This is a genomic window from Chungangia koreensis (assembly GCF_042651785.1).
Classification (GTDB): Bacteria; Bacillota; Bacilli; order Bacillales_A; family Planococcaceae; genus Chungangia; species Chungangia koreensis.
The window spans coordinates 65,532-81,485 of the sequence record NZ_JBHSEC010000006.1 but is presented as its reverse complement, the minus strand read 5'-3'; the positions used below and the strand labels follow the sequence as shown (position 1 = coordinate 81,485).

Genomic DNA, 15,954 nt, shown 5'->3' with positions numbered 1-15,954 from the left:
AGAGAATCGGGGAAAGGTATGTACTACTTTTTATTAGGATTAATAATATATGCTTTTCTATTATCAATAATTACTAAGTCTAGAATTTTAAGTGAACTATTAGGAGTGCTTTTATTATCTTTTTTAACATTGATGATAGGTTTTAGGTATGGAGTTGGAATTGACTATTTTAATTATGAAGCAGACTTTAATATGCGTTATAATTCATTTTCATATGAACCAATTTACTCCTTATTGATGTATTTTATTAAAACTCAATTTGATAAATTTCACTATTTAACTTTTGTAATGGTATTTCTCACTAATATTTTCATTTATCTAGGGTTGAAAAAGAAAAATATCAAAGGAATTTATTTGGTGTTAGCTATATTTATATATTCTTCAAATACAGCTTTAATTTTTATGAATCTAATGAGACAAGGTGTTGCGGTAGCAATATTTTTTTATGCCAGTAACTATATAAAAGAGAGAAAGTTGATAAAATTTATTATTTTCATGTTATTAGGAGCTGGATTTCACTACTCAATTTTATTACTATTACCTCTTTACTTCATAAAAGACATAAAGATCTCTATAAATAAGTATTTAGTAATGGTCGTACTTGCTTACATATTCGTATATAGTGGGATAGCACATATAGTATTTAATTTTGTTGCTTATAGGATACCAATTTATTCACACTATTACAGTCTTAGAGGTTTATTCAACGAAGATGTAAATATATTGTCACTAGGAGTTTTATTAAATATAATTTTTATTTCATTGTTAATGTATTTTACGAAAAAAGAAAAAAAATACCAAATAGACGTCAATTATTACTTGATTGGAACACTAATTAATATACTAGCTATTTCAAGTTTTATGTTTGACAGGATAGGAATATATCTTTTCATATTTGGTATAGCAGCGATACCAAAAATGATTGAGCATATACCGAATAAAGGAAAAAGGATGTTCTTTTTTATTTTAGCAGTAATAGTTGCATTTACTTTTTTTGCGCAGTCTTTATTTTTAAATTCAGAGACTTTTAGGTTAGAGTATAAATCTATTTTTTTAGAAGTATAAAAGGGGGTAGATTAAAATGGATATAAGTATAATTGTACCCGTATATAATGTTGAAAAATATTTAAAAGAGTGTATAGACTCTTTACTAAACCAAGATTTAAAAGGTAAATATGAAATTGTATGTGTTAACGATGGATCAACCGATAATAGCCTGGAAATTTTAAAATCATACGAAAATATAAATGATAAAATTGTTCTTGTAGACCAAAACAATAAAGGTTTAGGTGGGGCGAGAAATAGTGGGCTTAAACATGCTAAGGGTAAATATGTAATGTTTATAGATAGCGATGACTATTTTAAGCATAACTATGTACTATCTTTACTTCACAATGAGATTGTTAAGGATGATTTAGATTTTGTAATTGCAGACTTTGAATATGATTATGAAGATAAAAGTAAAAACTTTTGTATAGAAAGAACAGAGAAAATTAAAAATAAAATTATGACCGGCCAAGAAATGTATGATATAGGTGTGAAAACTAAGTCAATTATGTCAATTGTATGGAACAAATTATATAAAAAAGAATTTTTAGTTAAAACTAACCTGAATTTTATTGAAGGAATAATTTATGAAGATATGGAGTTTACGCCAAGGGCGTATTACCTTGCTACTAGGGTGAAATATATAGATGAAGTAATCATTATGTATAGACAAAGAGAAGGATCTATAATGAGTGATTTAAATATAAATAAACTAGATAATTACTTAGTGGTTGCAGAGAGTTTAAATCATTTTAATCAAGATTATAATTCTAAGGTATTACTAAATTCTGAATTATATTTGTATGTAACTGTAATAAGAAAACTAAAGTATCTAAATGACAAAACCGAGGTTAGAAATATAAAAAAGAAACTAAGCGAGCGAAGGCTATTCTCAAAGTTTATTAAATCGAATAGATTGAAATACAAAATATTCGGATTATTATATTATATTTTTTATACGAAACAAATCGGGAGCATATAGAAATGTTAAAAAAAGTAGTTAAAAAATATTATAAATTGTACTATTTGATATTAGTGCTAAAGCTACTTTTCCATAAAATAAATATTATTTTTCTTTATCGATTTAAAAAAGAAGTTAAAAATAGAGCGAAGATTGAAATATTTAGTTTTAAGGAACTAAGTAGCGATTTACGATTGTACTCAAATTTTTTTTACAAGGAAAATTCATTGTATGGAAATGATAAAGCCGTGGATAATGCACTTAAAGGTAAGTTAAAACATAGTGATTACATTGAACATGGATATTACTTTGGGAACCATGTTCAAATTGGTACATATAATATTGATTCAAATATTATTACCTATAGCTATCAAAGGGTAAAGCATTTAGAAAATAAATTTAAAGAAAGTAATGCTAACAAAGAAAATAGAAAAGTTGTGACTATAGGTCCCTATATAAACTATTCAGTAGGACTCATGAAAATAAAAAACAAAGAAGAGATAAAAGAAAAATATGGTAAAATTCTCTTAGTGTTTCCAAGTCACTCTATTGAAGGGGTTAGTTATAAATATAATACAGAAGATTTTATAAAAGAAATCGAGAAAATTTCATTAGACTTTGACAATGTTTTTGTATGCATGTATTGGAAGGATATTCAAGATCAAAGATATTTAGAATATGAGAAAAAAGATTTTAAGGTCGTTACAGCAGGTCATAGAAATGATCCGAATTTTTTAGGAAGACTAAAGGATATTATTGATTTGTCAGATATGACAATTTCAAATACAGTAGGAACACATATAGGATATTGTGTAGCTCGTAATAAACCACATTATTTATTTAATCAATTTCAGAAGCTTGAAGGAGAACGAGTAGAAGAGGAATTCAAAGAAAGGAAAAATCAAAATTATGTAAAGATACGAGATGAAGAAATTGAGGAAGTTATAGATGCATTTTCCAATTTAAGCTATATTATTACTGAAAAACAAAGACTGGTAGTAGAAAAATATTGGGGAAAAAATGAAGTGAAATATCACATTATAACAAAAGAGGAGAATAATAATGTTTAATATAAACAACAAAACTATTTTAGTGACAGGTGGAACTGGTTCTTTCGGTAAAAAATTTATTTCTAAGGTATTGGAACATCACGTAAAAAAGGTAATTGTTTTTAGTCGTGACGAATTAAAACAATATGAAATGGCTCAAGAGTTTACGGATCCTCGTATTCGTTTCTTTATAGGTGATGTCCGTGATAAAGATCGTTTATATAGAGCATTTGACGGAGTAGATATTGTAATTCATGCAGCTGCTCTAAAGCATGTTGGTGCTTGCGAGTATAATCCTTTTGAAGCAGTTAAGACAAATATCCATGGTGCACAAAATATAATTGAAGCTGCTATTGATCGTGGTGTTAAACGAGTAATAGCATTAAGTACAGACAAAGCAGCTAGTCCAGTCAACTTATACGGAGCAACTAAATTAGCATCAGATAAATTATTTGTTGCTGGTAATTCATATGCAGGAAATAAAGAAACCAGATTTTCAGTTGTTCGTTATGGTAATGTAGTAGGAAGTCGAGGTAGTGTTGTACCATTCTTTAAGAAACTTAAGGAAAATGGTGCAACTGAACTTCCAATTACTGATGAAAGAATGACTCGTTTTTGGATTACCTTAGACCAAGGTGTTCAATTCGTAATTGACAATCTTCAAAGAATGAAGGGCGGGGAAATCTTCATTCCGAAAATTCCAAGCATGAAAGTCACCAATTTGGCCCAAGCAATTGCTCCTGAATGTGACATTAAGATAGTTGGAATTCGTCCAGGAGAAAAATTACATGAAGCAATGATTACAGAAGATGATGCTCGTCATACTTTAGAATATGATACGTATTATGTCATTCAACCGGAATTTCCTTGGTGGAGAGAAGAATATTCAAGCGGTGGTAAGACATTACCAGAAGGTTTTACCTACGTAAGTAATATAAATGACCATTGGTTAACTGTCGATGACCTAAGAGAATTAGTAAAAGAGTAGATGATATTTCTTCTCTTATTAAAAAAAATGAAAGGAATTTGACTGTGATTAATAAACCAATTAGAGACAATTATCTGCCTTATGGACGACAATGGATTGATGAAGATGATATTCAAGCGGTAGTTAATATACTAAAAAGTGATTACTTAACAACAGGTCCTGCAGTTGGAGAGTTTGAGATAGCAATTGCAAATTATGTCGGAGCAAAGTATGCTGTTGCATTTTCTAATGGAACAGCTGCCCTTCATGGGGCATGTTTTGCTGCCGATATAGGAAAAGGTGATGAAGTTATTACTACCCCACTGACCTTTGCTGCAAGTGCAAATTGCGTTCTTTATCAGGGGGGGAAGCCCGTTTTTGCCGATGTAGATCCAGAAACGTATAATATTGACCCACTAAAAGTTGAAAGCTTAATTACTAATAATACAAAGGCTATTATTCCTGTACATTTCACTGGTCAGCCAGTTGCCTTAGATGAAATACATCAAATTGCTAAAAAGAATAATTTAATTGTCATTGAAGATGCTGCCCATGCTTTAGGTGCTACCTATAAAGGACATATGATAGGTTCCCTGAGTGATATGACTATGTTTAGTTTCCATCCTGTTAAACATATTACATCAGGTGAGGGTGGCATTATTACAACTAATAATGAAGAATATTATCTAAAATTATTACAATTTCGATCCCACGGGATTACAAGAGCGCCTGATAAATTGATTGAAAATCATGGCCCTTGGTATTATGAAATGCAGTTTTTAGGATTTAATTATCGTATGACGGATATTCAAGCTGCATTAGGCGATAGTCAATTAAAGAAAATTGATAAGTTTATTGATTTAAGAAAAAAATATGTATCTATGTACGATGATGCATTTAAAGAGATTGATGAAATTCAAACTCCTTATCAAGATCCAAATGTCTCATCGAGTTGGCATTTGTATATTATTCGCCTTGATTTAGAGAAGTTATCAGGAAACAGAAAAGATATTTTTGAAGGGTTACTTCAGGAGAATATTGGTGTTAATGTACACTATATTCCTGTTCATCTCCTACCATACTATGCACAATTGGGTTATCAACGTGGTATTTGTCCTAATGCGGAAAAGTTGTATGAGGAAATCATTACATTGCCACTTTTCCCTGCTATGACAGAAGATGATGTTAATGATGTAATATCAGCCGTAAATAAAGTATTAAATTTTTATCGAAAGTAGGGTAATTATATGAAAATTGCGGCTATTATCCAAGCAAGAATGGGTTCAACAAGGCTTTCAGGAAAAGTCATGAAAGAATTAAAGGGAAAAACAGTATTATCTCATGTGATTGAACGAGTAAGACAATCGAAATTAATCGAAGATATTATAATTGCAACAACAATTCATGAGAGAGACAATATTATTGAAATGGAAGCAATTAATTGCGGTAGTAAGGTCTATCGGGGCAGTGAAGATGATGTCCTTAGCCGTTATTATTTTGCTGCAAAAGAGAACAATGTTGATACTATCATTAGGATTACATCAGACTGTCCACTAATTGATCCAAATGTTATTGATAAAATAATTAAATACTATCTAAATGGTAGCTATGATCTTGTAACAAATGCTGGATCAGATCTTACGCAAAGAACATATCCAAGAGGATTAGATACTGAAATTTTTTCTTTTGAAATGCTTGAGAATGCATTTTTAAATGGAAAAGAAAATTATCACCGAGAACATGTCACCCCTTTCATATATGAGTATAGTAATAAGATACTCTATTTCAAAAATGATATGGATTATTCTAAATACCGCTGGACGTTAGATACTGAAGACGATTTCGAGCTTATCAGTGAAATATATAACAGACTTTATAAAGGAATTCATAATTTTTATCTACCAGATATCATTGAGCTCTTTAAGGAAGAACCAACCCTTTTTACAATTAATGCACATATTGAACAAAAGAAAATTAAGTAAAAAAGGATTGATATTATGAGGGCATTGATATTCACAGAAGGTGGAAGTCAAATTGGACTAGGACATATCTCAAGGTGTTGTTCTTTATATGATGAATTAGAAGGTAGAGGAATTGAAGCTGAATTCATCATTAATGGTGACAAAGAGAAATTTGAGATTATAGAAAAGAAAAAAAACATGGTTGTGAATTGGCTTTCGAAAGACTTTTTGACAAACTACATAAAACACAACGACTTTTGTATTGTGGACTCTTACTTAGCCCGAGAAGAAATATATCAAGTAATTTCAAGTTTAGCAAAAAAGGCATTGTTTATAGATGATATTGGAAGGATTAAATATCCCAAAGGAATAGTTGTGAATCCATCCCTTGGTACCAAATCAATTAAGTATTCTAACGTTGATACTAATTGCTATTTACTTGGGGCGAAATATATAATTTTGAGAAGCCCCTTCGTTCAAGTTGAAAGACAAGAAATTAAATCTCAAGTTAAAGAAGTTTTAATTACACTTGGTGGATCCGATATCCACAATTTAACTCCAGTCATCTTAAACGAGCTTAGTAGTAAATTCTCAGAAGTAATTTTTAATGTTGTAATAGGAAATTCATTTGATAATATCGAAGAAATAAAGAGCTTTAGCTCAAAGAACATCATATTTCACGAAAATGTTACTGCTGAGGAAATGAAGTCTATTATGTTAAGCTCCGACTTTGCTATAACAGCAGCTGGTCAAACAATTTACGAGTTGATTGCTACACAAACGCCTTTTATCCCAATAAAAGTTATAGAAAATCAGCATTTTAATATTTTAGCTTTAAAAGAGCTCAATTTGGTTGATGTAGCACTTGAATATAACGATCCCTTTTTTAAGGAAAAGTTGATTTGTGAAATCGAGAATATAGTCAGAGTGAGCAATCGTATTAACTTGACCGAAAAATATGAGAGAGTTATAGATGGATTAGGTAGTAAAAGAATTATTGATGCTCTATTATCAGAAGAAGCTAAAGAAGAAAATTACTTCTTGAGAAAAGCAAAAAGTGAAGATGTTTTTGATGTATTTCAATTATCTAATGAGGATTATGTAAGAAAATATTCACTTAACATTGATAAAATTGAATGGGAAGATCATAAAGTTTGGTTTAAAAACATTTTAAAATCTAATAACCATGTATTTTATGTGATTACGGATCATACAGACCAATTTCTCGGACAATTGAGATATAAAATTGAGAACGATTCTGCAACAATTAGTATTAGCTTATTTAAATCAATAACTGGAAAAGGATTAAGTAAATTACTTGTTAAAAAGAGCATGGAATTAATTCGCAATGAAAGAAATGAAATAAGAAATATTATTGCCTATGTCTCGAACGATAATGTTGCATCCAAAAAGCTATTTGAAAGTGTAGGCTTTTTGCTAAGGGAAAATGATAGTGGAATACTTAAGTATAATTACTCAATTAGTTAGAGGGGAATTCTAATAAATGCTTATTGATAACTTTGATATATCTAAAAAAGTATTTGTGATAGCGGAGATGTCTGCCAATCATGGACATGATATAAATATTGCGAAAGAAACAATAAAAGCTGCTAAAGAAGCTGGAGCAGATGCAATAAAATTACAAACGTATACCCCGGATACAATAACAATCGATTGTAATAATGAATACTTCCAAGTAAAACAAGGTACAATTTGGGATGGACGGACACTATACGATCTCTATAATGAAGCTTATACTCCTTGGGAATGGCATAAAGAGTTAATGGAATATGCCAAGGAACTAGGTATTATTTGCTTTTCAAGTCCTTTTGATAAAACTGCAGTGGACCTATTAGAAAGCTTAAAAGTCCCTGCATATAAGGTAGCTTCTTTTGAAATTACTGATATTCCATTGATTGAATATATTGCATCAAAAGGTAAACCAATTATTATCTCCACCGGGATAGCAACCCTTGGAGAAATTGATGAAGCTGTACAAGCTTGCAGAAGAGTTGGTAATAACCAAATCATTTTACTAAAATGCACTTCTGCATACCCTGCAAAGATCGAAGATGCAAACTTATTAACAATACAAAATTTAAAAGAAACTTTTAATGTTGAAGTGGGCTTGTCAGACCATACTTTAGGGGTAACAGTACCTATTGTATCAGTAGCTTTGGGCGCAAGAGTTATTGAAAAACATTTTATTTTAGATAAGAGTATCGGTGGTCCAGATGCCAGTTTTTCATTGGACAAAAGAGAATTTAAGCTTCTTGTTGATTCTGTAAGGGATGCAGAGAAAGCAATTGGTAAAGTTGATTATGAGCTTACAAATAAAAAGGCAAAAAGTAGAGAATTTTCTCGATCTTTATTTGTTGTGAAGGATATAAAGAAAGGGGAAGTATTAAATGAGGAAAATGTCCGATCTATTCGTCCTGGTCATGGACTGGCTCCAAAATACAGTAAGAGCATTTATGGTTCTACTGCAAGCCAAGATATTAAAAGAGGAACACCACTGGATTGGAAGTATATAAAGTAAGCTGCAGTTAATAGATTGGAAGTAATAAAAATGTTATATTTTAAAAAAATAATCAAACTTCCTGGCCTTTCAAATATTCTTTCATTTGGTAGCGCGACATTGATTTCGTCAGCGCTGTCTTTTGTTTTAGGTGTTGTATCTAGAAACATACTGGGACCAGAACAATATGGATACTGGGTATCCCTATCTATGGCTTTTACGTTTATTCCTCTATTACAATTAGGTGTTTTAAATGCCATGAATAGGGAAATTCCCTATTATGTTGCTCGTAATTCAATCGAGGAAGCCAATCAAATTAGGCAAAAAACCTTTTCTTTCTTGATAACTTTTCCGACTTTTATTATGCTACTACTCCTTTTGTTTAGTATTTTTGTTTACAACAGTGGGGGTGCACCAGAATACAAAGTAGGCTTTATTTTCATCAGTTTTATAGGTGTGCTTTCCTTCGTTTCTGGTTATGTTGAAATGTATTACAAATCAATTCAAGATTTCAAAAATGCTTCTAAACTGATAACGGTAAAAGGGGTTGCTCAGTCTCTTTTAAGCATTATTTTTATTTTATTGTTTGGTTTTGTTGGTTTATTTATAGGAATGATAGCGGCGTTGATAATTGAGATATTGATAGGTAGGAATGCTTTTAAAAAGATGGGTTTTATTTTCGATCTTCGATTTAAAAGCTATGTTCCATTAATAAAAACAGGATTTCCAATATTAATGGTTGGTTTAATATGGTCCGTTCTTATTGCTACAGATAAAATTATATTAACAATTATGATGGATTCATCTGCACTAGGAAACTATAGTGTGGCTTTATTAGTTTTTAGTACAATGATGCTCTTACCACAAGTGATATCACAAGTTTATTATCCTAAAATTGTAACGATGGTGAGCAAAGAAGAATATCAGCAAATTAAACAGTCCTATAAAAGGGTTAACTTTTTTTTACTAGTAATCTCTCTAATCATAGTTTTAGTTGGATTACTTTTACTTCCACCAACAATTAGGTTATTGATGCCGGAATATGAAAATGGAATTGTTTCTGCGCAAATCTTATTAGTTGGATTAATTCCGTTAACACTGGTCAATTATCCTGCAAATTATTTTAATGCTACTCATAATCAAAAGCTATACATCAAAATACTTGTAGTATGCATTTTAGTGAATATTTTAGTCAGCATAACATTATTACTAATGTATCCTGACATATCTATGGTTGCAATCGGAACTTCAATAACATTTTTATTATATTTTATCCTGATGAATTATTTTTTTGGAAAATTATTATAAGGTGAAAAAGCAAAGGATGGTGGAACTGGAATGAACATACTAGTAACAGGCGGCGCTGGATATATAGGCTCGCATACCTGTGTTGCTTTGTTGGAGGCAGGGCATTCAGTCATTATAACTGATAATCTTTCTAATAGTAAGAGTGAGACTGTTATGAAAATCATGGATATATCTGATAGAGAAGTTACTTTTTACGAGATTGATGTAACAGATGCAGAATCTGTTGATAGTATTTTCAGAAATAACAAGTTTGATGGAGTTATTCATTTTGCTGGTCTTAAAGCGGTTGGCGAATCAGTAGAAAAACCACTAAAATATTATTACAATAACATCGTAAGTACAATGGTTTTAACAAAAGCTTGTCAGAAGTATAATGTCAATCGATTTGTCTTTAGCTCATCAGCAACAGTGTACGGAGATAATAAAGTACCATTTGAAGAGTCAATGGATTTATTACCCACGACGAATCCTTATGGCGAAACGAAAGCAATGAGTGAGCGGATTTTAACGGATGTTGCAAAAGCCAATTCGGCCTTTTCCGTTTCACTTCTACGATATTTCAATCCAATTGGAGCTCATGAGAGTGGCTTAATTGGGGAAGCACCGAATGGAATCCCGAATAACTTAATGCCGTATGTAACTCAAGTAGCAAAAGGTAAACTTGAGAAATTAAGAATCTTTGGTAATGACTACCCAACGTTGGATGGAACCGGGGTTCGCGATTATATTCATGTAGTGGATCTTGCTGAGGGCCATGTTGCTGCACTTGAAAACATAGCTGAAGGTGTTCATGTATATAACTTGGGAACCGGGAAAGGTACTAGTGTATTAGAGTTAGTAAAGGCTTTTGAAGATGCAAATGGCATTGAAGTCCCTTATGAATTTGAAGAACGGAGACCTGGGGATATCGCTTCATGCTATGCTGATGCTTCAAAAGTAAAGAGGGAACTAGGTTGGGATGCTAAGCGTGACTTGATTACGATGTGCAGAGATGCTTGGCGATTTGAGAAGAATAATTTAGAGTTTGTCTAAATGGGAAAATATCTGAAATGTATGAAGGCCTTCCGAAAATATCGGAAGGCTATTTGCTTACTTACTATAGATAATCTCTGTGGCACGAGAATTGTTGTCAGTTAAATATTTTCTGTTCTTATATCTATAAATTTTATACGAATCATACTTATCCTTATCCGGAAGCTTAAATTCAACATCCAACGATTCTGCCCATAAAATTGGTTCTACCTCGATATAGTCGTCGTTATGATTTTTCTTTCTATCTTTAGGGTTTTTCCTCTTATCTTTAAAGATTTGATTTTTCTCTACGTAGATTTTATTGTCAGTTTCTTTAGAGGGTGAATACTTAATATTCGCTTTTGAAGCGTCAATCTCAGCTCGATTTACTGAACCGACCCCGCCTAATACATTATTTGTGAATGCAAGTTCACCCTTGAGAGTCAGTTTTTCGTTTGTCTCTTTATTGGATGTACTCCCTACATAAATAGCTGCCAATGTGGAGTCTTTTAGGGTTGAGTTGGAGAGTGCTAATGAAGCTCCTTTACCGTTTACTTCAATTAAATGATCTTTCATCTTGTCTGTGGCAGTAAAGTTCAGATTATCGATGATGACGGATGAACTGATCCATAATCCTTCTACTGATTTTGAAGGGTCTTTGTCGGAATTAATTGTGATGGTTTTTCCATTCCCGTTGATAGTCACTGCATCGTTAATATGGAGCGGCTTATTCGTTGTAAAGTTGTTGGCGATGTTCAGGTCAGGTTTGTTATTATTTTCTTTCTTAATTTCAGAGAAGGCATAAGAAAATTCCGGTTCATTGTCGATATGGTAGTACTTATTTTGGATTTTCGTGTAGAGGTACATGTCTGAAAGCTTAAAGTTGACATCTCCATCTACCCAGAAAGCAGGAGCGATTTCTCCTTTGTATCCATCATTATGCTGATTGCCTGATCCGTTGACTGTGATTTTGCTATTACCTCTGTTTGCGACAAATTGAATGGCACCTAACTGGTTATCGGCCGTTTCCACATTGGTAAGGTTAACAGTTGTGTTCCTGGTCGTATAAACCTGCATTCCGCCATTAGATGAGTTCGCCAATTTTACTTTGTTCAGAGAGAGTGATGCAGCATTTTCACTCAAGATATTAAAGCCTTCAAAATTCGAGATTTCAGAGTTATCAAATGTCATATTTTCGGTGTAGACAAGTACTCCATGTCCCCGAGTGTTGGAGTGACCGACTAACTTCAGATTTTGCCATTTTGCATTTCTGGCGTTTTCAGTGAAAGTGATCACTGCTTCATTTGCTCTGTATGACAGTTTGTCGGAAACTTTGATGGATGCACCATTTGTAGAGTAGATTTTTACGTTCGGATAGTTGGCGGTTACTTTTTGAGTTAGTGTAATGTCCCGAATGATATTGATTTCCGGTAGTTTCGCTGATAGTGCTCTTAGCAATTCTTCTTCGTTTGTAACGGTACCGGATACAATAGGTGCCTTAATTTTCGACCCGGCAATGGAGTCATAGGAACCTCTTGTGCCTAAGACTGAGAATGTCGTGTTATTGAGGAACGTGGTCTTATCCTCAGTAAAGTCCGTGAAGAAATCAAACCCTCTGTTGTTCACGCGATAAGTGAATTCAAATACCGTTTCTCTGAAGCGGGAATCCTCGAAGAACCGAACCGTTTTCCAATCACCGCTTCCCGAGACAATGGAATTGTCTGTGGAATAGCGGTTTCTTCCTTCATTCCACGAATAAGTTCCGGCTTCTCCTTTCGTATAACTTCCATTTCTAATCGATAGGTTCGCTAGTTCCAAGTTTCGATTCGTCACGTAGTCGTTAGAGTTCATAGGGGCAGTTGATGACATGATGAACTTCGTCGGCTGCTGATCAAATCCCATAGAGATGACTCCGTTTGTATTCATGGATGCACTTAAAATATTAATATCTGGGTAAACAGGCGGTGGTGTGTAAGGTGGCGTATGATCTGGGTTTTTACTACCGTTGATCCGCTCAATCCGGTATTTAGCAGAGTCATAATTTCGGATCACATTTTTAATGGAAACATTCCAAGGGAGCAGTACATTCGATACATACGTCTGGGATCCCAATTGTACGTAACCATCTTTCGGGATATCTAAAGTCGAGACGGTTCCAACTGTATTAATTGTTACAAGTCGGTTCGTCAGGGTGTAAAAGTTTGAAATCGTGCCGGAGCCGTTAATCGAAACATCTCTTGTCGTTGAGGCAGACAGCTTCGAAACATTTGCATAAATGGATGCTTCGGTTGTTGTTCCTTCTACTGAAACCTCGCTAAGACGGGAAGTATCGTTTGTTCTCACTGCTGCATTTGCCTTAAATGTAATCGATTGTGCGAATGATTGTTTTGACAGTGTAAAGTTAACGTTTGCTTTGGATAGTTGGACGGTATTTAGAGTGGAGTTATTGAAGGTGTAGTTAGTAGTTCGATTGGAAACTGTGTTGTAGTCGCTGATGGAAGTGGTTCCTTTTATGTTTAGTGTGTCGCCTGTGAAATTGGATTGTGTTCCATAGTAAAATGTGAGGTTTTTATTGACAGTTAAATCCTTAATATTGAGGTATTCGGCATCAATGACTAAGTTACCGTTAAGAACGGTATTGCCGCCGTATAATGTAACCGGATTGGATGCAGTACCGGAATTGCGGAGTTCTAATTGTGTGATGGATGTGATGGTATTCCGCTCCTGGTCGAAGGAGATTTTTGCATTTCTTAATGCATTGTAGTTTTGCCAATTGAATAATGGACGCAGGGAAGATGGGATGTCGTATGTTCCTTTGTCTGTCGTTAATGAGTAGCCGTCAAAGGTAGAAATCGTCGCATTCACCGTGTCGTTCCGGTTCGTTGCCAGTTCACTACGATGGACGAACATCGCCATTTGTCCGCGATCTACTAGCTGACCGGGTGCAAAGCGGGTGGTGGTTACGCCAAACGTAATCCGGTGATCGATGAGGGATTGAAGATAGTCAGCGTAAAAAGCGTTTCTTGAAACATCGGTGAACTTTGCAGAACGGAGCGGCTGTTTATCGAAACCATAGGCGAGCGCCAAAATCTTCGCCATTTGTCCTCGGTTCAACGGGTCATCCACGCCGAAATTCCCATTGGAGAATCCATCGATAATGCCAGCTTGGTGGAGAGCCGCAATGTACTTATAGAACCCATGGGAAGTTGGGACATCACGGAAATAAGGATTTCGGACATTGTTCAAATCCAATTGGAGCGAAGTCGCTAAAATCTTGGCAGCCTGACCGCGCGTCACTTTTGCAGCCGGACGGAATGTCCCATCAGCATACCCGTTAATAACGCCTTTGCCAGACAAATACATGATGGAGTCATACGCGACATGAGACGGGGGGACATCCCTGAAATATGTGGGAGCCGCAGTAACTGCAATAGGTGCCACAACGGCACTCGTCAGCACAGCAGCCGACGTTAGCAGCTTCCAGTTTTTGTGCTTAGTGACCAATAAGAAACCTCCTAATTTGTTATTCCGAATATTAGACGGAGAGATACGATTAAAGTTTCAAGGCGAAAGAACTTTTGTAATTGGGACAAGAAGACAAGTTATTCTTTGAAGTTTATTAGGTTGTCGGGGCAAAAATTACAAGAATTTAGTAATTGGACAAAAAGTATAAGAAAGACCCAAGAGACTGAGTGGTCCAAATGCCTATTCAATTCAGATGATGTAGTAATCATTCAATTAAAAACAGACGTGGATCTTATTTATTGATAGGAGCCATTTTCCATTTACTCCTGGTAAAATGTAAAAATTTCCTTTATTTATAACTAAAGTAGTAGTACCATAGATATAAAAGAGAAGAAATTAGGGGAAATGAACAATGAAAAAAGTATATCGGGTTTTATTTGTCATGGGCATGATTTTCTTATTGTCTATGAACTTTGAGCACCAAGTGAAGGGAGCTACTTTAGGGACAATCACCTTAAAATCCAACGCTCCTGCATACCATCTAATAGATGGCCAAAAGGTAGGAGTTGCAACACTTTTGAAAGGAATGAGTTACAAAGTCGCAGGAGAAGATGAAAAAAATTATCACATCGTATTCGGGAATGATGTGTTAAGTGTTGCGAAATCATCTGCTGTGTTGTCTGAAGATCAAGTGAAGATTGCAACTATTAATGATATTAGTGTAGCCACAGTCATTACCGAAAAAAGAACGATTGTCAGTCATGAGAATAAATACATAGGTTTTATAAGTAAGGATGTAAGGGTTCCTGTAATTGAGGAACTGAAAGATACATATGTAGTGAATTTTGGAGGTCTTGAAGGAACGGTTCCAAAAAGTGATGTGAAAGTAGACACCGGAGTCCCGGTATTAATGTACCACCATATGGTAGAAGGGAAGATGGAATCTCCACATGCATCGAACCGTATGGTCATTGATGTAGAACAATTCAAAGAGGAAATGCGATATCTTAAGAAAAATGGCTGGCATACGATTAGTTTGCAGGAACTCCAGCAATGGCTTTTAGGAAACGTGAACTTGCCGGCAAAAACAGTAGTAATCACTTTTGATGATGGGATTACTTCCACTGTAAAGTATGCATACCCGATGCTGAAAGACTATGGATTCAAAGCGACTTCATTCACCATTACCGGTAAGATTCATCAGCAAGCTGCCCCTTGGGATATCAAGTCATTCCAATACGTTGGATTGAAAGAAATCAAAGAGACTAGCGATGTTTTCGATTACCAACATCATGCGTTTTATATGCATAACTTAACGCCAGGAACGAATATGGGTCAATTCGTCACGAAGTCATATGAAGAAATCTATGACGATTTGGAAAAAGGAAAAACACAGCTTGCAAAAGCATTTGACCATGACACTTCAAACATCAAGTACTTAGCCTACCCATTCGGTCATTACAACGAAACGACCATTCAAGCAGCGAAAGCAGCCGGTATTGAAATGGCCTTCACAACCAAAACAGGAAATGTGAAAATGGGAGACTCGTTCTATGAATTGAAGAGACAGGGCATCGCACCCGAACATACGATTAAAGAATTTGAATTGAAATTACTGGGTGAATATAAATAGTAGGTAGATTCCCTCTTGAGTGAACTGCACCCCT

General features: G+C 34.2%; 12 protein-coding genes. 11 read left to right on the top strand and 1 reads right to left on the bottom strand.

Going from position 1 to position 15,954, the window contains the following annotated elements; genetic code table 11:
* The first annotated feature begins 18 nt into the window (after positions 1 to 18).
* The 10 genes from ACFOZY_RS05990 to galE are packed head-to-tail and all read left to right on the top strand — an operon-like array spanning position 19 to position 10,843.
* On the top strand, positions 19 to 1,065 hold the full coding sequence (locus tag ACFOZY_RS05990) for an EpsG family protein (protein WP_378153333.1): 1,047 nt from the start codon (positions 19 to 21) through the stop codon (positions 1,063 to 1,065).
* Between the two features lie 16 nt (positions 1,066 to 1,081).
* Positions 1,082 to 2,029 carry a glycosyltransferase gene (locus ACFOZY_RS05985; RefSeq protein WP_378153331.1) on the top strand — a complete coding sequence of 316 codons (948 nt, stop codon included), beginning with the start codon at positions 1,082 to 1,084 and terminating at the stop codon, positions 2,027 to 2,029.
* A gap of 2 nt (positions 2,030 to 2,031) precedes the next feature.
* Positions 2,032 to 3,078 carry a hypothetical protein gene (locus tag ACFOZY_RS05980; RefSeq protein WP_378153329.1) on the top strand — a complete coding sequence of 349 codons (1,047 nt, stop codon included), beginning with the start codon at positions 2,032 to 2,034 and terminating at the stop codon, positions 3,076 to 3,078.
* Positions 3,071 to 4,045 carry a UDP-N-acetylglucosamine 4,6-dehydratase (inverting) gene (pseB, locus tag ACFOZY_RS05975; protein WP_378153327.1) on the top strand — a complete coding sequence of 325 codons (975 nt, stop codon included), beginning with the start codon at positions 3,071 to 3,073 and terminating at the stop codon, positions 4,043 to 4,045. Before ACFOZY_RS05980 ends, pseB begins: the two co-directional genes overlap by 8 nt.
* Positions 4,046 to 4,089: 44 nt before the next feature.
* Positions 4,090 to 5,262, top strand: coding sequence for a UDP-4-amino-4,6-dideoxy-N-acetyl-beta-L-altrosamine transaminase (gene pseC / locus ACFOZY_RS05970; RefSeq protein ID WP_378153325.1), 1,173 nt, complete (start codon positions 4,090 to 4,092; stop codon positions 5,260 to 5,262).
* Between the two features lie 9 nt (positions 5,263 to 5,271).
* Positions 5,272 to 6,006 (top strand): cytidylyltransferase domain-containing protein, encoded by a 735-nt coding sequence (locus ACFOZY_RS05965; protein ID WP_378153323.1) that lies wholly within the window; start codon positions 5,272 to 5,274, stop codon positions 6,004 to 6,006.
* 15 nt (positions 6,007 to 6,021) lie between these two features.
* On the top strand, positions 6,022 to 7,473 hold the full coding sequence (pseG, locus tag ACFOZY_RS05960; protein ID WP_378153321.1) for a UDP-2,4-diacetamido-2,4,6-trideoxy-beta-L-altropyranose hydrolase: 1,452 nt from the start codon (positions 6,022 to 6,024) through the stop codon (positions 7,471 to 7,473).
* A 16-nt stretch (positions 7,474 to 7,489) separates the two neighbouring features.
* Positions 7,490 to 8,524 carry a pseudaminic acid synthase gene (gene pseI, locus ACFOZY_RS05955; RefSeq protein WP_378153319.1) on the top strand — a complete coding sequence of 345 codons (1,035 nt, stop codon included), beginning with the start codon at positions 7,490 to 7,492 and terminating at the stop codon, positions 8,522 to 8,524.
* A 30-nt stretch (positions 8,525 to 8,554) separates the two neighbouring features.
* Positions 8,555 to 9,811 carry an oligosaccharide flippase family protein gene (locus ACFOZY_RS05950; RefSeq protein ID WP_378153317.1) on the top strand — a complete coding sequence of 419 codons (1,257 nt, stop codon included), beginning with the start codon at positions 8,555 to 8,557 and terminating at the stop codon, positions 9,809 to 9,811.
* A gap of 30 nt (positions 9,812 to 9,841) precedes the next feature.
* Entirely contained in the window at positions 9,842 to 10,843 is a 1,002-nt protein-coding gene (galE, locus tag ACFOZY_RS05945; protein WP_378153315.1) for a UDP-glucose 4-epimerase GalE, read from the top strand.
* A 57-nt stretch (positions 10,844 to 10,900) separates the two neighbouring features.
* Here galE and ACFOZY_RS05940 read toward each other — a convergent pair whose 3' ends face one another.
* A complete protein-coding gene (locus tag ACFOZY_RS05940) occupies positions 10,901 to 14,326 on the bottom strand; it encodes an S-layer homology domain-containing protein (protein WP_378153313.1) in 3,426 nt (1,141 codons plus the stop codon).
* Positions 14,327 to 14,699: 373 nt separating this feature from the next.
* Here ACFOZY_RS05940 and ACFOZY_RS05935 point away from each other — a divergent pair, with 373 nt between their 5' ends.
* On the top strand, positions 14,700 to 15,920 hold the full coding sequence (locus ACFOZY_RS05935; protein ID WP_378153311.1) for a polysaccharide deacetylase family protein: 1,221 nt from the start codon (positions 14,700 to 14,702) through the stop codon (positions 15,918 to 15,920).
* The last annotated feature ends 34 nt before the right edge of the window (positions 15,921 to 15,954 follow it).

Coding starts and splice junctions, on each gene's coding strand:
- ACFOZY_RS05985 (WP_378153331.1), top strand. CDS start 1,082: ATGGATATAAGTATAATTGTACCCGTATATAATGTTGAAAAATATTTA.
- ACFOZY_RS05990 (WP_378153333.1), top strand. CDS start 19: ATGTACTACTTTTTATTAGGATTAATAATATATGCTTTTCTATTATCA.
- ACFOZY_RS05965 (WP_378153323.1), top strand. CDS start 5,272: ATGAAAATTGCGGCTATTATCCAAGCAAGAATGGGTTCAACAAGGCTT.
- pseI (WP_378153319.1), top strand. CDS start 7,490: ATGCTTATTGATAACTTTGATATATCTAAAAAAGTATTTGTGATAGCG.
- ACFOZY_RS05935 (WP_378153311.1), top strand. CDS start 14,700: ATGAAAAAAGTATATCGGGTTTTATTTGTCATGGGCATGATTTTCTTA.
- pseB (WP_378153327.1), top strand. CDS start 3,071: ATGTTTAATATAAACAACAAAACTATTTTAGTGACAGGTGGAACTGGT.
- pseG (WP_378153321.1), top strand. CDS start 6,022: ATGAGGGCATTGATATTCACAGAAGGTGGAAGTCAAATTGGACTAGGA.
- ACFOZY_RS05980 (WP_378153329.1), top strand. CDS start 2,032: ATGTTAAAAAAAGTAGTTAAAAAATATTATAAATTGTACTATTTGATA.
- galE (WP_378153315.1), top strand. CDS start 9,842: ATGAACATACTAGTAACAGGCGGCGCTGGATATATAGGCTCGCATACC.
- ACFOZY_RS05950 (WP_378153317.1), top strand. CDS start 8,555: ATGTTATATTTTAAAAAAATAATCAAACTTCCTGGCCTTTCAAATATT.